The following is an 18,034-nucleotide window of genomic DNA, read 5'->3' as shown; positions in this document are numbered from 1 at the left end:
AGCCTGTTGGAATCTGGTGTGATTCGGCTTAGGCTGGTTTACCTTAACGTAAACTGCATTTCGAGGGTAGACCCATAGTGCGGATTTTAATGTTGAGTACCTGGTCTAAATGGGCGGGATATGAATCTACACTTCAGTAAACGCGCCGGTTTTCAGGGGATCCGCGGGTCGGTTCGTCACCGATCTCGGCACCAGGCTGCCCCAAAACCAATAACCTGATCGGGTGTTCCTATGTCTGTATCCGTTTTCGATCTGTTCAAAATAGGCATTGGCCCGTCCAGCTCCCACACGGTCGGCCCCATGGTTGCGGCTGCTACCTTTGTGCAGCAACTTGAGTCCGGTGAATTGATTGCGAAGGTCAGGCGCATTCGGGTCGGGCTATATGGCTCGTTAAGTGCAACGGGGAAGGGGCATGGCACCGATCATGCGATTGTTTTAGGCCTGATGGGCCACCGCCCCGGCAGTGTTGATCCCGAGATCATTCGGCCGACCGTGGAGCAGCTCAAACAGACCGGGGTTCTGGACCTGCCCGGCCAATACCCGGTGGCCTTCGATTGGAGCCGGGATCTCCGTTTTCTGGACGAGACACTGCCATACCACCCGAATGCGCTCCGAATAGAGGCTCTTGACGAGAACGATCGGCTGCTTTTTGAGAATACGTTCTATTCTGTGGGCGGTGGCTTTGTGATTGAGGAAAGTCAGGCGGTGGAAGGTGCCATGTTGGTACCTCAGGCAAAGCTTCCCTACCGTTTCAGCCGTTCTGCGGAATTGCTGGAGCTTTGCAACAGGCACGGGCTACGAATCAGTCAGCTGGTTCTGGAGAACGAGAAGGTCTGGCGTCCCGAGCCTGAGATCCGTGCAGGAGTATTGAACATCTGGACGGCGATGAGCGACTGCATTGCCTCCGGCCTGCGCAAGGAGGGTCCACTTCCCGGCGGGCTTGGGGTAGAGCGCCGTGCAAAGGGGCTCCACCAGTCGTTACTTAGCAGTGCCCAGCCCAATGTTATCAGCTCGACACTGGGCGCCATGGACTGGGTAAACCTGTATGCATTGGCCGTCAATGAAGAAAACGCCTGTGGTGGTCGTATGGTAACCGCCCCGACCAACGGCGCCGCGGGCATCATTCCGGCGGTTCTTATGTACTACATGGAATTCGAGCCGAACGCGTCAGACAACGATGTGACTGATTTTCTGCTGGCAGCGGCAGCGATTGGAGCCCTCTGCAAGGAAAATGCATCAATCTCTGGTGCTGAGGTTGGTTGCCAGGGTGAAGTAGGGTCCGCCTGCGCGATGGCAGCGGCAGGGTTGTGCGAGGTGCTGGGCGGCTCGCCGGAACAGGTGGAGAACGCTGCGGAGATCGGTCTGGAACATAACCTCGGATTAACCTGCGATCCGGTCGGAGGACTGGTTCAGGTTCCGTGTATCGAAAGGAACGCGATTGCTGCGGTCAAGGCCATTAACGCGGCCCAAATGGCACTGCGGGGGAGCGGAAAGCATTTTATTTCGTTGGACAAGGTCATCAAAACAATGCGTGAAACCGGCATGGATATGCAGGACAAGTACAAAGAAACCTCCCGAGGCGGGCTTGCGGTTAATGCAATCGAATGCTGATCACCTTGTATGAGCGAAGAGTTACGTCGGTCCAACAGAAGGTGAAGGCCGTACATCCGCATGACATACGTAGTAACCTGTTGATCTGGCGAACTGATAAGGAACGGATGCAATGAATGTAATAATCATCGGCGCGGGAATTATGGGAACAACTTTTGCCACCCTGGCGAAAGAACTGGCCCCCGAGTTGGATATCACCATCCTGGAGCGACTGGACGGCCCCGGCGCAGGCAATTCATGGGTATTCAACAACGCCGGCACCGGGCATGAAGCGAACTGCGAGCTCAACTATACCCCGGTGGATGAAGAGGTTATCTCCGTTGAAAAGGCTCTGAAAATCCACGCGCAGTTCAACGTTGCCAAACAATTCTGGGCCTATCTGATCAAAAATGGAGCGATCAAGGACCCCAGAACGTTCATCAATCAAACCAAACACTGCACCATCGTGGCTGAACCGGCCATCGAAGAACTGCGGCTACGGTTCAAGGAAATGTCAGCTCACCACTTTTTCGAACACATGCGTTTTTCGGAGGAGTTCGACGAGATAAAAAGCTGGATCCCTTATCTGATGGAGGGACGGCCAACCCACGAAAAAATGGCGGCTACCGTCATCGAAACAGGCACGGATGTTAATTTCGGATCGCTGACCGAGCAAATGGCCGCCTACGCCGCTAATGAACTGGGGGTCAAAATTGAATACGGCACCCATGTAAAGCGAGTGCATCGCAGCCCCGCAGGCAGCTGGCTGATTGAGGCGGAACAGCGTGGGAGCGCCATTCAGCACAGGGCCGACGTACTGTTTGTCGGAGCGGGTGGCGGCGCATTTCCCATTCTGAAGAAAAGCCACTTGCCGTTCCGTGGCCGATTCACGGGCTTTCCCGTAGGCGGCCGGTTTTTGCAGGCGCCGATCAGTGAAGAACAGGCTGACCAATATCGCGCAAAAACCTACGGCAAAGCGAAAGTGGGCGCGCCTCCCATGTCCGTTCCGCATCTTGATTTGCGGGTGGCCGATTGCCAGCACTACCTGCTGTTCGGTCCGTTTGCGTCGTTCAAGCCCGTTCTGGAAAAGGGCCGGGGCTTCGTCGATTACCTCCGTTCAATGCGCCTGCACGACATTCCCGGCTTGCTAAACGTCGCACTCGAGCATTTTCCGTTGGTGAAATATCTGGTCTCAGAAACCTTTAAAGGTGAAAAGAGCATGTTCGAGGAGCTGGAAAGCTTTGCTCCTGGCATGAGCAAGAAATTCAACTGGAAACCGGTTGAGGCCGGCCAGCGGGTGCAAATCATTAAGGACGGAGATTTGCAGATGGGTACCGAGATCCTCGTCTCCAGTGACAAAAGCTACGGGACCTTGCTCGGGGCCTCACCCGGGGCATCGGTGTCGCCCGAGGTCATGCTGCGCTGCCTCGAACAGATGCTCCCGGCTATTTTCACGAAGGAGAAAACCAAGGAGAAACTGAAAGAGATTTTCCCCGAGGATGATCTGGATAAGCTGATCAACGAACCCGATCGATACCGCGAAATCCGGGATGCCGTGAACAATCAGTTGGGAATCACCTGGTCCGGGGCGCAATAGCTGGAGGGGGACCGGTTGGTCCCCATTCTGGTTCAGAACCTCAATTAACGAGTAGCATGCTCATCCCGAATCCGGGTTAGACCTTCGCGATACGTTGTCACTCTGAAGTCCGGAAACCGTGATTTGAATTTCTCTGAAATGAAGAGATTGTCGGTCTTGTATCGGGGCAGCAACTCTTCCGTCTCCCGTATCGTTTTGTTAGCCCGAGCAGCCAGCCAGATCTGCCAGCGCTTGAGCACCTTGTAGCTTGCATCCACCCCGAAAATTCCGGCGGCCAGTTCGACAAACTGGCGGTAGGTGAGGCGGTTGTCGTCACAGGGTAGGTGCCAGGTCTGCCCGTAGGCATCCGGTGTGTTGCCAAGGAGTGCCATGGCACGACTCGCGTCCGGGGTAAAAATCAATGTTCTCAGGGTATCGTCACGCAAGAATACCTTTGCCGGTTTTCCTGCGAGCAGGTTGTCGATCACCGTCGAGTTGGTAATGCTTTGTGTCCTGCCCGGCCCGTAGAATTCCGGGGCGCGACATATCACTGCTTCAATATGCTCCCGGTCCATGGCATCCAGTAGCATCCGTGTGATCTCGGCACGGACGCGGCCTTTGGGGCCGTTGGGCCTGAACGGCGCATCTTCCAGCTGGGGTTCGCTGGTCTGGGAATACATATAGGTATTGTCGAAGTACACCAGCTTGGCGCCGTGCGCGGCACAGGCATCGATCACGTTGCGCATCATAACCGGCCAGCGGTCTGTCCAAAGCTGGCTGTCGAGGGGCAATCCGGCGGTCATGTAAACAATCTCCGAACCCCCAACCGCCTCCAGAGTCTGTGAAGCGTCCATCAGGTCAGCGCTGACCAGCTTGTCAGAATCGTTGATCTTCTCTGGATAGCGGCTGACCAGACGAATACTGCTGGTGTGGTCCCTCTTCAGACTGAGCGCCAGTTCCCGCCCGATTTGCCCGGTTGCCCCGAGGATCGTTTGCATGTGTCTTTCTCCGTATCCGTTCGACGGATTGACCACTTTTTTTCGACCGTATCTAACTGTTTAGACGCCTGCTTTTTCGTTCAAGCTCATAGTCGATGGTGGTCACCAAAAGTAGACTAATTGATGGTTTCTATGCGGTAACAATAATATACCCGAGCACTTTAACTCACGATTGGTGCCGAGGGCGGACCTCATGGGCAAAGATTACAGGGTGCACTGCGATTGCGAGTGATTTGGCGTGTTCTGCCAGTCCCACCCGATCTCGCGACACGCATAATGCTATATTCAGTCTTCCACCGCATCGCGTCAGGAGTTGAACGTGAAAACGATTGATAAAACCGCCCCAGTACTTGTCACCGGGGCCACCGGCTATGTCGCCGGTTGGTTGGTGAAGCGCCTGTTGGACGAGGGTTTAACCGTTCACGCAGCGGTCCGGGATCCCGATGACCCTGAGAAACTCAAATACCTGAACTCGATAGCCGAAGGGGCACCGGGAACGATTCGCTACTTCAAGGCCGACTTGTTGGAAGATGGATCGTACGCCGATGCTATGGCCGGCTGCGAGTTGGTCTTCCACACCGCTTCGCCCTTTACCCGGGCTGTGTCGGATCCGCTGAAGGAATTGGTCGAACCTGCAAAACTGGGTACCCGGAATGTTCTCTCTCAGGCGACGAAGACGCCAGGCGTGAAACGTGTTGTGGTGACCAGCAGCTGTGCCGCGATTTACGGCGACAACGCCGATCTGAAAAATGCGCCCAACGGAGTAATCGACGAGTCTATCTGGAACACGAGTTCATCCCTGGACAACCAGCCGTACTCCTATTCCAAGACAGTGGCCGAACAGGAGGCGTGGAAAATTGCGGAACAGCAGGATCAATGGGATCTCGTGACTATCAATCCTTCCCTTGTTATTGGCCCCGGTATCAACCCCCATGCAACATCGGAAAGTTTCAACCTGATCAAACAGATGGGGGATGGCCGGATGAAACCCGGGGTACCACGCGTCGGGATTGGGGTGGTTGATGTACGTGATGTCGCAGAGGCTCATTTCCAGGCCGGATTCACGCCAGAGGCCGCCGGGCGCTATATTGTTTCCGGCCACAACACCGATTTTTTTGAGCTGGCCCAGACTCTTCGGGAGAAATACGGCGATCGTTACCCGGTTCCCCGACGGGCCCTGCCAAAATGGCTGGTGTGGCTGGTCGGACCGCTGGCCGACAAAACGATTAACCGGACGTTCATCGCCCGCAACGTGGATTGGCCGTGGCGAGCGGACAATAGCAAAGGCAAACGGGAGTTGGGGCTTTCCTACAGACCAGTCAAGGAATCCATGGAGGGGTTCTTTCAGCAAATGATTGACAGTGGGCTGCTACCGCGGCGCTGAAGCCCTATTCCGGTAATGGAATAAACTCAACTTCGTCGCCGGGAACGACTGGGAAGCGACCCGCTTTCCAGTCAGATTTGGCCTGTTCGATTCGTTCAGCCCGGCTGGAAACGAAGTTCCACTCCATATAACGGGGTGAGAACGGTTCTCCCCCGATCAGAGCGATTCGGGTTTCCTCCTTCGCCACAACTTCGACATCAGGCTCGGGCCCCAAAACCGCCATCGTAAACTGCGGGATATCGGTATCCCCTGCGACAAGCGAACCTTGCGCAACATAAAGGCCCCGTTCTTCGGCATGGGGCAGGGTGAGGCTTTGTCCCGGTTGCAAATGAGCCTCGAGGTAGAGGGTGTCTGAAAACACGTCTACTGGTGAGGTCAGGCCGAAAGCACTCCCCATGATCACTCGGACGGGAACGCCATCAACCACCGTGGCCGGAATCATTTCACCCGGATAGTGTATAAACGCCGGAGCCATTTCCTCTTTCGCTTCAGGCAGTGCCAGCCAAAGCTGAAGGCCATGCAATGTATGGTCGGAGGCAGTTACCTCGGGGCGTTCTCTTTCGGAATGCACTATCCCCTTGCCAGCCACCATAAGGTTTATGTCACCGGGCTTGATGGGCTGGCGATTACCGAGAGAGTCGCGATGGAGGAGCTCACCCTCATAAAGATAGGTCACAGTAGCAAGGTTGATGTGCGGGTGAGGGCGAAGATTGATGCCGTCCCCGGCAGGAAAACGCGCCGGACCCATGTGGTCAAAGAAGATCCAGGGGCCGACCATTTGCCGTTCTTTGGTTGGCAAGACTCGTCGAACGGAGAATCCACCCAGATCCTTCTCCTTGGGTTCTATCAGTAGCTCAATGGCGCCGCAGGATTGAGCGATATTGCACTCTAATACCAGCGATTTTGTGGGATTACTCATGATCGCGCTCCTGTGCGGTTCTTTATATGAACGTCACGCTGCGGGTAGGGCATGGAAATCCCCGCCTCATCGAAAGCCTCTTTCATCTGATGTGTCAGGTCCCAGTATACGGCCCAATAGTCCTCGGTTTTTACCCAAGGGCGACAGATGAAATTAACAGAACTTTCGGAGAGCTGATGAACCCGAATGACAGGCTCAGGGTCACTTAAAATTGACGGGTGGTTACTCACCACACGGTTCATAACTTCCAGTGCCTCAGGAATAGAGTCCTCATAGGAAATACCGAATACCAGGTCCACCCGCCGCGTGGTGCTTGCCGTTACGTTGGTTATTACATTCCCCCAGACATTTTTGTTCGGAATTACAATCACCTGATTGTCTGGCGTGGCAACGGTGGTCGCGACAATGCTCACAGATTTCACGGTGCCCCCAACACCACCAACCTGGACGTAGTCGCCCTCATCAAACGGCTGGTTGATCATGATCATGAGCCCGCTCGCGAGATTCCCCAGGGTATCCTGAAGGGCGAAAGCCAGAATGAAAGAAGCGCCACCAATCATTGCGAAGATAGGCGCTATATTGACTCCCAGGCCAGCCAGGACGAGCAGAAGACCCATGGTGAGGACTAGCCAGAAAACCACACCAACAAGAAATGTCTCCAGCAGTTTTGAAATGGTCGGAACCCGTCCAATCCATTTGCGGGCAGCAGCTCCAACGGTTCGCGCAACCGCAAGCAGTGCCAGGAAAGCAAGAAGAACAATCCCGATGTCCTTGAGAACGGCTATACCGCCATCGCGACGGGTCGCCCAGTTCAGAATGGCCAGAAAGATTGCGCGGGGGCTCGCAAGGGCCGTTTCGTTAAAAAGGATAGAGTCACGATAGGTGCGGAAATCCTTCACCAGGTCAGGATCTCCACCTTTGCTTTCGAAAGCATCCACCACCATCGTGTAGCGCTCAAATGTAGCCATTCGCGCTTCCACCATGCTCGCGACTTCCTGATAGGCTTCTCTATAGACCGCGTCCGGATCTTGGCGCAGGCTTATTTTCTTTTCCGAGATCTTCTCGGTTTCCGCTTTCACGACATCTTGCCAGGCGAGCGCGAGGGGCTTGAGCTCCTCTTTTTTCATGGGAACGATACGATGTGAAAGCTCCTCTACTGAGATCTGAGGATTCGTAAGAATAGGATCATTCGCGGGCCTGGAGCTCGAATCTGCTGGCGCCTGGGCCCGGACTTCGTTGATTAGTGTAAGGGCGCATACCAACGAAAGGAGCAGGACTTTATTTACGCGCATCAATGTTACCTTGAACTGCTTTTTACCAATAAATAGTAAGCAGACTGCGCTTATCGCCTGTGAGGAAGATTGGGTCGAATCCCATAATATATAGCAGAGTCCGTCTGGGGAATCCTGAAATTCAGCCTGATAGACGACCGCCCGACGTACTAAATTCGGCGCCTCTGGGACTCGTTGGATTCTTCAAAATATAGGTTCGCCTGTTGCTTTGACCGCATAGAACAAGCAGTCACTCTTGGCAATAATCGGGTTGGTGGTAATCATGAAGGCCTTGATGGCCTGGGCGGGGTAGATCTGCCCATTCTTGACCCGAAGAATCCGCTCCATGTTTTCCGTCCGGTTGTGGCCGATCGCTGTGAGTACGCTCAGGCCTTTTTCTCCAATCCACCCCAGAGGCTCGTCTGGAGAAACAATCCCAAAATTGCGGTGTTCGATGTCTGGCGGAAACGTGAGGTCAGCCTGACCAGTGGGTTCAAGCCGATATTCTATGGTCGCTTCAGGAGCCAGTTCCACCCGAATCGGATTTCGCAACACGGCGACGTCCCAATCCGCTGTTTCAAGCGACAACACATCCGGTCTCGACGTATACCGAACGAGTCCGTCGTACGCCAGCTGATGAGCTAGATCATCCTGTGACCCACCACATTCGATGGTCACCGTGGGTACCTCCTGTTCCGAATATTCCATCAAGGCGCCCAGACGAAGGTCCGTCATGATGAGGCGGTCGGTAAAGAGAGAGGTCAGCGCCTGATGGGCGCCGTCATTGGTGATGGTCACAGCGAAGGCGGGACCTGTGCCTGACGTGTTGTGAACGTCCAGCAAGCATTCGAGGTTCTCTTTGCGAAGCTCTGCCAGCATGGCCTCGGCAATCGCACCTTCCTCCCCCTCGAAAGGTTCTTTGAAGCATCGGTTGAGATCACGTCCTTCGGGAAGCTGGCGCAGTGAGAGGGCAGGCGGGATTTTCGCGGGATAGACGCCTCCCAGGAGAAACAGCATGTTGACCTCGGGCGTTTGCTGCTCAAGTAACCACCGGTGAAGCGCAAACAGACCCGAAGGCTCATTGCCGTGAAGAAGCGTTGCCATGGCCCGGGTACGAGAACGATCGCGGCCGGCCACACGAACAACCGTGGGCTTGTGCAGTCGGTCCAGCCACTCCAGGGGTGAGCGACCCAGCGTCCGGGGTGACGGATCATTCAGATAATCAAGAACGTTCGAGTTGCTCACGGTGATAGCGTCCATTCATGGAGTGGCCTGTTTTTCTTCTGGTTGGCCATGTAGAGAGACAGCATACTCCGGAACGCTTCATCTGGACTCAGGGACCTCAGGAAAGACTCGGTGATGTGGCGCTGCCACCGGGCGCCAGATATGTTGGACTCGATGCGGCCTTCGATGATTCCCAGCAGGCGGTGAATTTCCGTCTCGTCCATGGCTGTTCGGTTCAATGCTTCCCGGGCACGCGGCAGCAGGTCACGGGCCACGGTCAACAGAGGCGTCTCCTGCAACTGAACCTGATCCTTGTGCGGCCAGATGATTTCTGCATCGATGCCATATTTGGCGGCGCGGTAGAAATTGTGTTCGGTGTAATGGAAGGGGAGTATTGACGTCAGATGACGGATGTCATCGAGCACTGCCAAGGCCGCCCCGATCACGAACAGTCCGTTCGCACACATATCAACGGCAGTCGGCCCTGCAGGCATGGAACGAATCTCGATGCGTAGATGACCACCTTCTTCGTGATCAAAGATGGCCCGGTTCCAGGGCCAGGTGGTTCCCTGGTGCAGGCGCAGCTCGGCCAGTTTCGGCACCCCTCCGCGATCAATGACGGCCATCGGATCTTCATCCGACATCAGCGGAATGATGGGGGGATACAGCGAGGCGGAGGCCGCAAACAGTTCCCAGGCGCTGCGGGCCCAGCCGTTTCCGTAATAGACCCTTGGTGGGTGGCGCCAGGTTTTATGATTGGGGGATCGGCTGTCGATGGATTGCTTGAACAGCGCAATGCGGGTTTCGTCCCACAGTTGGTGGCCAAACAGGCTGGGCGAATTGCTGGCCAGAGCCAGGACAATCGGCGTGACCAGCTGGACCGCATTGAAATAATCGGCGAAACGGTTGGCGGGCACCCGCCAGTGCAGCTGGAATGAGGTATTGGCCCCTTCCATGGTGACGTCGTCGGCCTCCAGATCTATGACATCGTTGCCACCGATATGGATGCTGAATGGCTCGCCTCGTTGTTTGACCAGCGCGTTGGATAGCGCGTGGTATCGGGGTTCATCTGTCATCACCTTCGCGTCGATATCGGACTCGCGGAGTGTGGGCAGAATACCGATCGCTATCAGCTCCCCATCCAATGGTGCGGCGTGCTGGTTGATGCGTCTGATGGCAGCAAGCAGCTCTTGCTCTGTTCTGGCAAACGGATCGCCCTTGAAGGCCTGGGGGCTGAGGTTGTATTCGAGATTGAAGCGGTTGAGCTCAACCGTCAGTTGGGGGTCCTGGACGCTGGCGGCGATTTCTGTGTTGATAGGTTGAACTCGCAGGTCAGGGTTTACGATGTAGAACTCGACCTCGGCGCCAATGGAACTCTCTCCCGCGCCAAACCCGGGCCGGTTCAGAAGCCGATTGAGTGCTGTAAGGTCCGTCCGGACCTTGGCAGCAAAACGTTCAAACTCTTCCGCCGAAAATTCCGTCTTTTTGATCGACAGTCCCACGGTAACATCGTCTCCAGGGCTTACTTACCTTGATAGTAGTGGAAGATGCGCCCGCCACCAGCCCAAGACCGCTAAAGAGGGAGCCAGGCAGGATGATCAAGGCTCACAAAGTGATTATGAGCTTGGGCCAGCTCAGAAAATCGTAAAAAGGGGGAATAAATCGAATCCCAGTGACGCCTTGGTAGGGGACTGTAAACATTTTTGACCCCGTGAAGCTCGCTCGGCACATATGCTTATAAAGAAAGAGCAGCCGCCGTTGGCTGAAGGCTTCACGGTTCCACCTGCGAATCAGGACTCTAACAATGGTAAACCAACGTATTTCGCCGATGTTAAAACTGGTGCTTTCAATCGGTCTTATCTCCGGCACCAGTGCTGTCACAGCAGCGCCGGGAGAAGACAGTATTGCCCGGGGAGAAGAGGTCTACAGCCAGCAATGCGCCGCTTGCCATCAGGCCGGAGGTGAGGGCATGCCCGGGTCGTTCCCGCCTCAGAAGGGGCACGCTGCAAACATCTTCAATGCCAATGGCGGTATCGGTGGGCGAGACTATCTGGCCCATGTGCTGCAATACGGCCTGACCGGCTCGATTGACGTCGAAGGAACAGCCTACAATGGCAATATGCCCGCCTGGGGCGGTTCGCTCAGCGACCAGCAAATCGCGGATGTCCTGAATTACGTGTTAACGGCGTTTGGCAATCGGGAGCGAATATCCCCCGATTTCCAACCCTATACCGCCGAGGAGGTGAGCGCGCTCTCTGGCAAGGATTTCTCTGGGAAAGACGTCCACCAGTTGCGTCAGGCCGTCATGGGAACTGGTGAGCAGAGTTCAGGCCCGGCCGCCTCTCAGGATGCGTCAGCTGCTGGCACGGCGGCCAAAGTGTCGTTAGAGCAGGCCGTTCCTAAACCGATCTATGCTGCAGTTCAGAATTCCGGTGTTGTTGAACGTTTCCCTTCAAAGTCCACCTGGCCGGGTGTGGAGGGCGCTCACTACACTGCGCTGAGCCCGGATGGTAAACAGCTGATGGTGTCCGGGTTCAAAACCGGCAATGTCTACATCATGGACACGGATAACGGCGAGATTCAGGCGAGCTTTCCGATCGGCAAGGTGGTGCAGGGCGTTAAAGTGTCACCCGACGGACGTTATGGCCTTGCCGTGGCAACCACGCTGGGAGAAATTGCCGTCATCGACATTGAGACCCTGTCACTGGTCAAAAAGGTCAATGTGGGTGACACGCCCCACAACATCATTTTTAACGAGGATAGCAGCCTCGCTTACGTTACCTTGCAGGGCGAGGGCGCGTTAGCCGTGGTGGATATGACAACGCTCGACAAACAGCGCGCCATACCGACGCCAGGGCTGGATAGCCCCCACAATATTGATATTTCCGAGGACGGCCGTCGGTTATGGATTCGTGATTTCGTTGGCCACGTGGGTGTGTTGGACCTGGACAGTGAGAAAGTCCTCAAGGTATTCAAGGTCGGCGCAGGCCACGGTGGCATCGACGTAATTCCGAACAGTCGGTATGTGGCCACGGGAGCCATCTCTGCATCCCGGGTGACGGTGATTGATGCTGACAGTCTTACTGTTGTGGCCAACCCGGAAGTCGGCACCGGGCCCCATGGCGTGCGCGCAAGCGCCGACGGCCGTTACCTTTATGCGTCCGTGACCGCAGACAATCTGATAACCGTTATTGATCTGGAGTCCCTGCAGGTGGTACGCCAGGAGCCTGTCGATGGCACATTCCCGTTCTGGGTCGCTGTTCCCGGCAACCCCTGAAGGTTTGGCCCCGGATAGGCTCTCTTATAGGAACTCTTACAGGCACTATGGATGCGCAAAGCCCGGAGTAAACAGCAGTTCGACGCCCTGACTCGCCCCTGGCGTGACAGGTTGTTCGGTGTCGCGCTGCGCCAGACCCAGTCGCGGGAGGTAGCCGAGGACTGGACGCAGGAGGCCCTGCTTCGGGCGTGGCGTGACTTCGCGCAGCTTACGGATCAGGTGGCGGTGTATGCGTGGTTGCTTAAGATCCTGAATCGGGTGGTGGCTGATGACGTTCGGCGTAACGCGCGGCGAGACCAACTGGCACCGATGCTCACCACCGGCGACGCATTTCTTCAGGAGCAGGCCTGCACATCGGCCGGACCGTTCGAGCAGACCGTGCAAACGCAAAGCAATGAGCAGTTCATGAAGGCAGTGCAGGCGTTACCGGATAATTTTCGCCAGGTTGTCTTGTTACGGGATGTTGAAGGATTGAATTATCAGGAAGTGGGAGAGGTTCTGGACATTGCACAGGGTACGGTTATGAGCCGGTTATCGAGAGGGCGGCGGCTTCTAGCCAGCCTGCTTATCAGGACGGAATCCGCCGATGGATTGGCTGCAACCTCTATACACGGCGGTAAACCCACATGAACGACGTCGAAAAATCAGAAGCCGGGCGCTTTTCCCAACTCCACCTCGAACTTCAGGACTGGCTCGCAGGCTACGTGGATGGCGAGCTGGATGACCATCACACAGCCTTGGTCGAGGCGCACCTGGCCGGCTGCGAAGCCTGTCGTGCGGACGTTGCCCGTCAGCAGGTCATGAGCCGACGCTTCCAGGAGATGCCGACAACCCGCATGCCGTTTGAGCTGCATAAGCGACTGGATAAGGCGCTTGCAGACGCACCGGATTACTCCGCCCCGGCCCCGAGAACAACCACCAGGTTCAATCTAAGGCAATGGCTGACCGGCTTGTACCGTCCGGCGGTGGTCGGTACCGGAGGATGGGTAGTGGCACTGGTGCTCGCCGGGGTGCTGTTGTTGCCCGACGTGGGCCTCAGGAGTCACGACCATATCCGGATGGTGAGTGATGCGTTGGCAGACTATCAAAAGGTGGCTCTCACGGACCTGCCTGCGCTGTCAAATACCGCTGACATTTCAGCTCCAGCCAAGTTGGCAGGTGGTCGTCTACTTGCCACCTGGCACACCACCGTGGGCGGTGAGCCCGCTCAGGCCTTTGCCATGCGCCGGGGCAACAGCCTGGTGATTCAGTACCGCATTTCGGAACACGTGCTGTTCAGAAACCCTGATGTGCGGCAGGCCATGGCGACAATGGGCGGCTACCGTACTCACGAAAACCAGCTCGAAGTGTTGGCCGTGCCGATGAAGGAAGCCGGCTTACTGATTGTCGGGCCAGCGAATGCGATGCCGGCCACCAGTGACTTGGAGTTCGAATCTGTTTAGACAGTAGACGACCACAACGAATCGGTCGTCTACGCTTTACCGCCTTCAAAAAAACCACTGGGCTTCCAGCAATCCCAGGTTGTTGAGGGCCCCGTATTCACTGTTGTCATTGCCGCCAAACAGCTGCACGCCAGCTGTCAGATACACCTCTAGGGGCACCGGCAGTGTCCAGGTTGAGCGGGGATAGACCACCCAGCTGTGGTCGTCGGCGTTGCGGATGGCGACCACTCGGTACTGCCAAAAGGGATTGATGTCCTGCCAAACCAGGAGGCCGGTGTAGTGGCGGTCCGCGTATTGGGGCTCTCCGGCCGCCAGGCGGCTGAGAGACAGTCCAGGATCTGGCGCGGGCCGGCCGTTGTAAAAGTATTCCAGGGCAAGATTGACGCCGTTGCGGAACGACCAGTTGAGATCCGCCACCGCCTGCCAGTAGCTGGCTTCTTCGTCGGGCTCGCTCCACACCGCTTCCATGCGCCAGCCGGTGCCGGCCAGTGAACCGCTGCCGCCGACACCAGCCTTGGTGACATCGGCGAAGGTTCCGGCCATCACACTGGCATCCACACCGGCCACGAAGCGTTTGACCCGGGCCGCGGTGCTGGCATCGTCATCCTCATGCTGCGGGGCATGCACGGCACTGATCCGGCCCAGGGCGCCCCAGGGCGTATCCCAGAGCAGGGCATCGACGCCAATGCGTTCATCCGGTTCCAGTTGCAGGGGGCTCACCGGGTTGAGGATATCCATGGGGTTCCAGATGAGAGCCGTGGACCAGTTCACCTGCTGCCGTCCGAAACGCCAATCCCCCAGCGGTGAGCGCCACTGCACCGTGCCCCGGTACAATTGGTGGCGGGCCACAAGATCGCCGGATTCGGTCAGCTCGCCCTGCAGGTCCCAGTATCGCGGATCCGGGGCGTCCTTGAGCAGCGCGAACTCGGGGCTGTCGAGGAAGCTGCCGGTGACCAGTTCCACATCGTAGGCCGCCTCCAGGGTCCAGTCGCCCTGGCGATAGTGCGGTTCCAGGCGCAGACGGGTGAGGTTCGACACATACGGATCGTCGTCCACCAGAGAACGCGAACCCACAGTGAGGTTCTTGAGCGAGCCGGAATGACTGAAGTCGGCCCCGGCGGGCGGCGCCAGCATCAGACTCACCGCGATTGCAGCGCATGTACGCTTAACCATGGCGAATCGCCTCCACCGGATCCAGTCTTGATGCCCGTCGCGCCGGATACAGGGCCACCAGAACGGAGCAGATGAAAAGCAGCAGACCAGGCAGCCAGACGTGGTCGAAGATGAGCACCGGGTAAATCACGTCCGTTACTCCGGGAACGGCTTCAAATGAATGAGCGACGGCCGAGAGGTCGATCCCCCTCCGGTTATACCAGGCCACGATCAGGGTTCCGACCACACTGCCGGCGGCCATGCCCAGTAGCGCCAGAAACAGCGCCTCAAAGAGGATGGTCAGCACCACCTGGGAGCCGCGCGTTCCCAACGCCAGCATCACACCCAGCTCACGGGTGCGCTCCATCACCGACATCACCATGGTGTTCATGACACCGATCGCAACCACGACGAACACCACCGACAGGATCAGGTAAAAGTCGATCCGGGTCATGTCGATCATTTGCATCACTATGGGTAACAGGGTTTCCCAGTCCTGGGCCACCAAATCATCAGGCAGGGTGCGGTTAAGGTCCCGGGCCAGAGGTGTGCTTTGGCTGCGGTCCTGCAACCGAAGGGCGATACGCGAGGCCTGGTCGGGCTGGAAACCGAGCAGAGTCCGGGCTCTGGTGAGGCTCGTGAAGACGTACTCACTGTCGAACAGGTCGCTCCCGGTGCGGTAAATTCCGGCGATCGGGTAAGCACTGGAGGCGAGGTCACCGCTGGCCTGCTGGACGGTGACGACCAGCTTGTCGCCCAGGCGGGCGTCCAGATCGTCTGCCAGTTTCTGGCCGATCACGATGCCGTCGCCGGCGGGTTCCACATAATGGCCTTCAACGATGTAATTCGCCAATCGGGTTACCTGCCTTTCCCGCTCCGGGTCCACGCCCACCACCTCCACCGGGCGGCTGGTTTTGGGATTGGCGACCATGGCCTTGACCTGCACCCGCGGGGCGACGGCTTCGACGTTGGGCTGCTGCGCCAGCGCCTGCACGCGGGAGGCGGTATCGGAGATACGCAGGGCCGGAGACAGATCCACATCATGGCCCCGCTGCATCACCTGCACATGGCCACTCAACTGTTGGGTGGAGTTGCGGATCATCTGCTCGAAGAAGCCATCGGTGAAACCGTAGAGGAACAGATAGGCGGCGAGCCCGAACGCGGTAGCCGAGGCGGTGATCAGAGAGCGGCGCGGATTACGGAACACCGAGCGCAGGGCCATCTGGGCAAAAATCAGCAGACGATTGTTGGCGGTGACCTCGGCACGGACCCGGCGCAGACGGTTGCTGGCGCCGCGATGGGCGTCCATGGCTTCCAGGGGCGTATGGCGACTGGCAATCCAGGCCGGCACAACGGCGGCCAGCAGGGCCACAATGACCACCACCACGCCAATGATCAGCCAACGGCCGGGACTGGTGGTGGGATAAACGATCCCGCTCAGCCCCGGCATGGTGTCCATGGCCTGGATGTAGGCGGTAAAGTCGAGGCCGTGGCTGGCGTAATAGGTGGTCACGGCCAGGCCCAGGAGCAGGCCAAGGGCATAGCCCACCAGGGCCAGCAGGGTGGTTTCCATCAGCACCAGTTGCACAATCCGCGACCCGGAGGTGCCCAAAGCCATCATCACCCCGAACTCCCGGCCGCGCTCCATCACAGACATCAGGATGGTGTTGACGATACCGGCCGCCACCACCACAAACACCACGAAGATAACGATGTAGGTCACCGCGTTGTGAAAATCGACCATTTGCATCAGCGACGGCATCAGGGCGGGCCAGTCGAGGACTTCCACACCACGCTCGCCCAACTGTGTCTCCAGGGTTGCCACGACACCGGTGAGGCGGTCGGGATCATCCACCCGGGCGGCGATCTCCGTAACCCGGCCCCAGAAGGCATACAGGGACTGGGCTGCATCAAGAGGGATCTGCGCCACACCGCTGTCTATGCGTTTCACGCCGGTTTCAAACAGTCCCACCACCTTGAAGCGGTCGGCGCCAATGGAACCGTCCGCTGCCTGCACCACCAGGGCCAGTTCGTCGTCCAGGGCCACCTCCAGTGCCCGGGCGGCGCCCGTACCAAGGACGATTTCGTTACCGGATTGCAGATAGCGGCCCTGGACGATGGATCGGTCCAGCCGCGTGACGGAGCGCTCCTGCTCTGGCGCCACCCCCATTACCTGCAGGGCCCGGGACTGGTCGGCGAGACTGGCCAGCGCGTGGCCGGTGACCCGGGGCGTGGCGGCGTCCACTCCGGGGACATCGGCGATAGCCTCCCTCAGCTGCCATTGCTGCGGCAAAGCGATGTTCATTTCTCGATCGTCGTGGAAGCCGCGTTTGTGCACCTTGAGGTCGCCGGTCACGTAGCCGGTCATGTTATTGATCATCTGGGCGTTGATGCCGTCGATAAAGGCCCACAGGAACACCAGCCCGGCCACACCGACGGTCAGGGAGAGCAGGGTGATGCCAGTGCGGCGGCGGTTGGCGCGCAGGTTGCCCAGGGCCAATCGCAGCCAGGCCATCATGACCGGTGCTCCTCACGCTCGATGCGACCGTCCTTGAGGTGCACCACCCGGCGGGCCCGCGCCATCACCATGGGATCATGGGTCGAGAAGACGAAGGTCACGCCGTGCTCGTCGTTCATACGCCGCATCATGTCCAGCAGGGCGGCGCCGGTCCTGGAGTCGAGGTTGGCGGTGGGTTCGTCGGCCAGAACAATGGCCGGCTGGCTGACAATGGCACGTGCCACCGCCACCCGCTGCTGCTGACCGCCAGACAGTTCGTTGGGTAGGCGACCTTCCATCCCTTCCAGACCGACCTCTGCCAATATCTGCCGCGCCTTTTCGCGTCGCTCGCGGAATGGCATACCGCGCAGCATCAGCACGTATTCCACGTTTTCCTGGGCCGAAAGCACACCGATCAGGTTGTATTCCTGGAACACGAAACCGATCTTCCACAATCGCAAGGCGGTGCGCTTCCTGCGGTTGAGGCCGGTGATCTCCTGACCATCGATCTGGATGCGGCCAGAAGTGGGTTCATCCAGGGCACCGATCTGGTTGAGCAGGGTGGTCTTACCGGAACCAGACGGCCCTACCAGGGTAGTGAATTCACCGGCCTCGATCGCCACGGAAACGTCATCGAGAGCTTTGACCGCCACGCTGTCCTGACGGTAGATGCGTGAGGTTTTTTCCACATTCACAATCGCCAT

The 18,034-nt window shown here is 57.7% G+C and carries 14 protein-coding genes; 6 read left to right on the top strand and 8 right to left on the bottom strand.

Going from position 1 to position 18,034, the window contains the following annotated elements; translation table 11 throughout:
- The first annotated feature begins 231 nt into the window (after positions 1-231).
- Positions 232-1,611 (top strand): L-serine ammonia-lyase, encoded by a 1,380-nt coding sequence (locus QQF73_RS09835; RefSeq protein WP_285368080.1) that lies wholly within the window; start codon positions 232-234, stop codon positions 1,609-1,611.
- 112 nt (positions 1,612-1,723) lie between these two features.
- Positions 1,724-3,187, top strand: a complete 1,464-nt coding sequence (locus QQF73_RS09830) for a malate:quinone oxidoreductase (RefSeq protein WP_285368079.1) — start codon at positions 1,724-1,726, stop codon at positions 3,185-3,187.
- 44 nt (positions 3,188-3,231) lie between these two features.
- Here QQF73_RS09830 and QQF73_RS09825 read toward each other — a convergent pair whose 3' ends face one another.
- Positions 3,232-4,164: an NAD-dependent epimerase/dehydratase family protein gene (locus QQF73_RS09825; RefSeq protein ID WP_219865650.1), complete on the bottom strand. Its 933-nt coding sequence runs from the start codon at positions 4,162-4,164 to the stop codon at positions 3,232-3,234.
- Between the two features lie 319 nt (positions 4,165-4,483).
- Here QQF73_RS09825 and QQF73_RS09820 point away from each other — a divergent pair, with 319 nt between their 5' ends.
- Positions 4,484-5,548 (top strand): NAD-dependent epimerase/dehydratase family protein, encoded by a 1,065-nt coding sequence (locus QQF73_RS09820; protein WP_219865651.1) that lies wholly within the window; start codon positions 4,484-4,486, stop codon positions 5,546-5,548.
- A 4-nt stretch (positions 5,549-5,552) separates the two neighbouring features.
- Here the strand turns inward: QQF73_RS09820 and QQF73_RS09815 are convergent, their stop codons facing one another.
- The 4 genes from QQF73_RS09815 to QQF73_RS09800 all read right to left on the bottom strand — a co-directional run bounded on the left by QQF73_RS09815 (position 5,553) and on the right by QQF73_RS09800 (position 10,464).
- Positions 5,553-6,467: a pirin family protein gene (locus QQF73_RS09815; protein ID WP_285368077.1), complete on the bottom strand. Its 915-nt coding sequence runs from the start codon at positions 6,465-6,467 to the stop codon at positions 5,553-5,555.
- Positions 6,464-7,594 (bottom strand): mechanosensitive ion channel family protein, encoded by a 1,131-nt coding sequence (locus tag QQF73_RS09810; protein WP_285368076.1) that lies wholly within the window; start codon positions 7,592-7,594, stop codon positions 6,464-6,466. Before QQF73_RS09810 ends, QQF73_RS09815 begins: the two co-directional genes overlap by 4 nt.
- Positions 7,595-7,942: 348 nt before the next feature.
- On the bottom strand, positions 7,943-8,983 hold the full coding sequence (locus QQF73_RS09805) for a M14 family metallopeptidase (protein WP_285368075.1): 1,041 nt from the start codon (positions 8,981-8,983) through the stop codon (positions 7,943-7,945).
- A complete protein-coding gene (locus tag QQF73_RS09800) occupies positions 8,980-10,464 on the bottom strand; it encodes a glutamate-cysteine ligase family protein (protein WP_219865655.1) in 1,485 nt (494 codons plus the stop codon). The genes QQF73_RS09805 and QQF73_RS09800 overlap by 4 nt, the downstream gene beginning before the upstream one ends.
- 302 nt (positions 10,465-10,766) lie before the next feature.
- Here QQF73_RS09800 and QQF73_RS09795 point away from each other — a divergent pair, with 302 nt between their 5' ends.
- The 3 genes from QQF73_RS09795 to QQF73_RS09785 are packed head-to-tail and all read left to right on the top strand — an operon-like array spanning position 10,767 to position 13,681.
- Positions 10,767-12,239, top strand: coding sequence for a YVTN family beta-propeller repeat protein (locus QQF73_RS09795; protein WP_285368074.1), 1,473 nt, complete (start codon positions 10,767-10,769; stop codon positions 12,237-12,239).
- A gap of 51 nt (positions 12,240-12,290) precedes the next feature.
- A complete protein-coding gene (locus tag QQF73_RS09790; protein ID WP_285368072.1) occupies positions 12,291-12,869 on the top strand; it encodes an RNA polymerase sigma factor in 579 nt (192 codons plus the stop codon).
- Positions 12,866-13,681, top strand: a complete 816-nt coding sequence (locus tag QQF73_RS09785) for an anti-sigma factor family protein (protein WP_285368071.1) — start codon at positions 12,866-12,868, stop codon at positions 13,679-13,681. Before QQF73_RS09790 ends, QQF73_RS09785 begins: the two co-directional genes overlap by 4 nt.
- Positions 13,682-13,726: 45 nt before the next feature.
- On the opposite strand, the gene QQF73_RS09780 is transcribed toward QQF73_RS09785, so the two are convergent.
- Genes QQF73_RS09780 through QQF73_RS09770 form a run of 3 tightly spaced genes read right to left on the bottom strand, consistent with a single transcriptional unit; the run spans position 13,727 to position 18,034 of the window.
- Positions 13,727-14,854: a hypothetical protein gene (locus QQF73_RS09780; protein WP_285368070.1), complete on the bottom strand. Its 1,128-nt coding sequence runs from the start codon at positions 14,852-14,854 to the stop codon at positions 13,727-13,729.
- Positions 14,847-17,351 (bottom strand): ABC transporter permease, encoded by a 2,505-nt coding sequence (locus QQF73_RS09775; protein WP_285368069.1) that lies wholly within the window; start codon positions 17,349-17,351, stop codon positions 14,847-14,849. Before QQF73_RS09775 ends, QQF73_RS09780 begins: the two co-directional genes overlap by 8 nt.
- Positions 17,348-18,034, bottom strand: coding sequence for an ABC transporter ATP-binding protein (locus tag QQF73_RS09770; RefSeq protein WP_285368068.1), 687 nt, complete (start codon positions 18,032-18,034; stop codon positions 17,348-17,350). The genes QQF73_RS09775 and QQF73_RS09770 overlap by 4 nt, the downstream gene beginning before the upstream one ends.

The sequence above is a fragment of the Marinobacter albus genome (assembly GCF_030238305.1).
In the GTDB taxonomy this organism is placed as follows: Bacteria; Pseudomonadota; Gammaproteobacteria; order Pseudomonadales; family Oleiphilaceae; genus Marinobacter; species Marinobacter albus.
This window is presented reverse-complemented; position numbering and strand designations above follow the sequence as displayed.

Bases quoted from the DNA above. Each gene is read 5' to 3' on its own strand.
- QQF73_RS09835 (WP_285368080.1), top strand. From the start codon at position 232: ATGTCTGTATCCGTTTTCGATCTGTTCAAAATAGGCATTGGCCCGTCC.
- QQF73_RS09830 (WP_285368079.1), top strand. From the start codon at position 1,724: ATGAATGTAATAATCATCGGCGCGGGAATTATGGGAACAACTTTTGCC.
- QQF73_RS09825 (WP_219865650.1), bottom strand. From the start codon at position 4,164: ATGCAAACGATCCTCGGGGCAACCGGGCAAATCGGGCGGGAACTGGCG.
- QQF73_RS09815 (WP_285368077.1), bottom strand. From the start codon at position 6,467: ATGAGTAATCCCACAAAATCGCTGGTATTAGAGTGCAATATCGCTCAA.
- QQF73_RS09810 (WP_285368076.1), bottom strand. From the start codon at position 7,594: ATGAAAAAAGAGGAGCTCAAGCCCCTCGCGCTCGCCTGGCAAGATGTC.
- QQF73_RS09795 (WP_285368074.1), top strand. From the start codon at position 10,767: ATGGTAAACCAACGTATTTCGCCGATGTTAAAACTGGTGCTTTCAATC.
- QQF73_RS09790 (WP_285368072.1), top strand. From the start codon at position 12,291: ATGCGCAAAGCCCGGAGTAAACAGCAGTTCGACGCCCTGACTCGCCCC.
- QQF73_RS09785 (WP_285368071.1), top strand. From the start codon at position 12,866: ATGAACGACGTCGAAAAATCAGAAGCCGGGCGCTTTTCCCAACTCCAC.
- QQF73_RS09780 (WP_285368070.1), bottom strand. From the start codon at position 14,854: ATGGTTAAGCGTACATGCGCTGCAATCGCGGTGAGTCTGATGCTGGCG.
- QQF73_RS09775 (WP_285368069.1), bottom strand. From the start codon at position 17,351: ATGATGGCCTGGCTGCGATTGGCCCTGGGCAACCTGCGCGCCAACCGC.
- QQF73_RS09770 (WP_285368068.1), bottom strand. From the start codon at position 18,034: ATGGCGATTGTGAATGTGGAAAAAACCTCACGCATCTACCGTCAGGAC.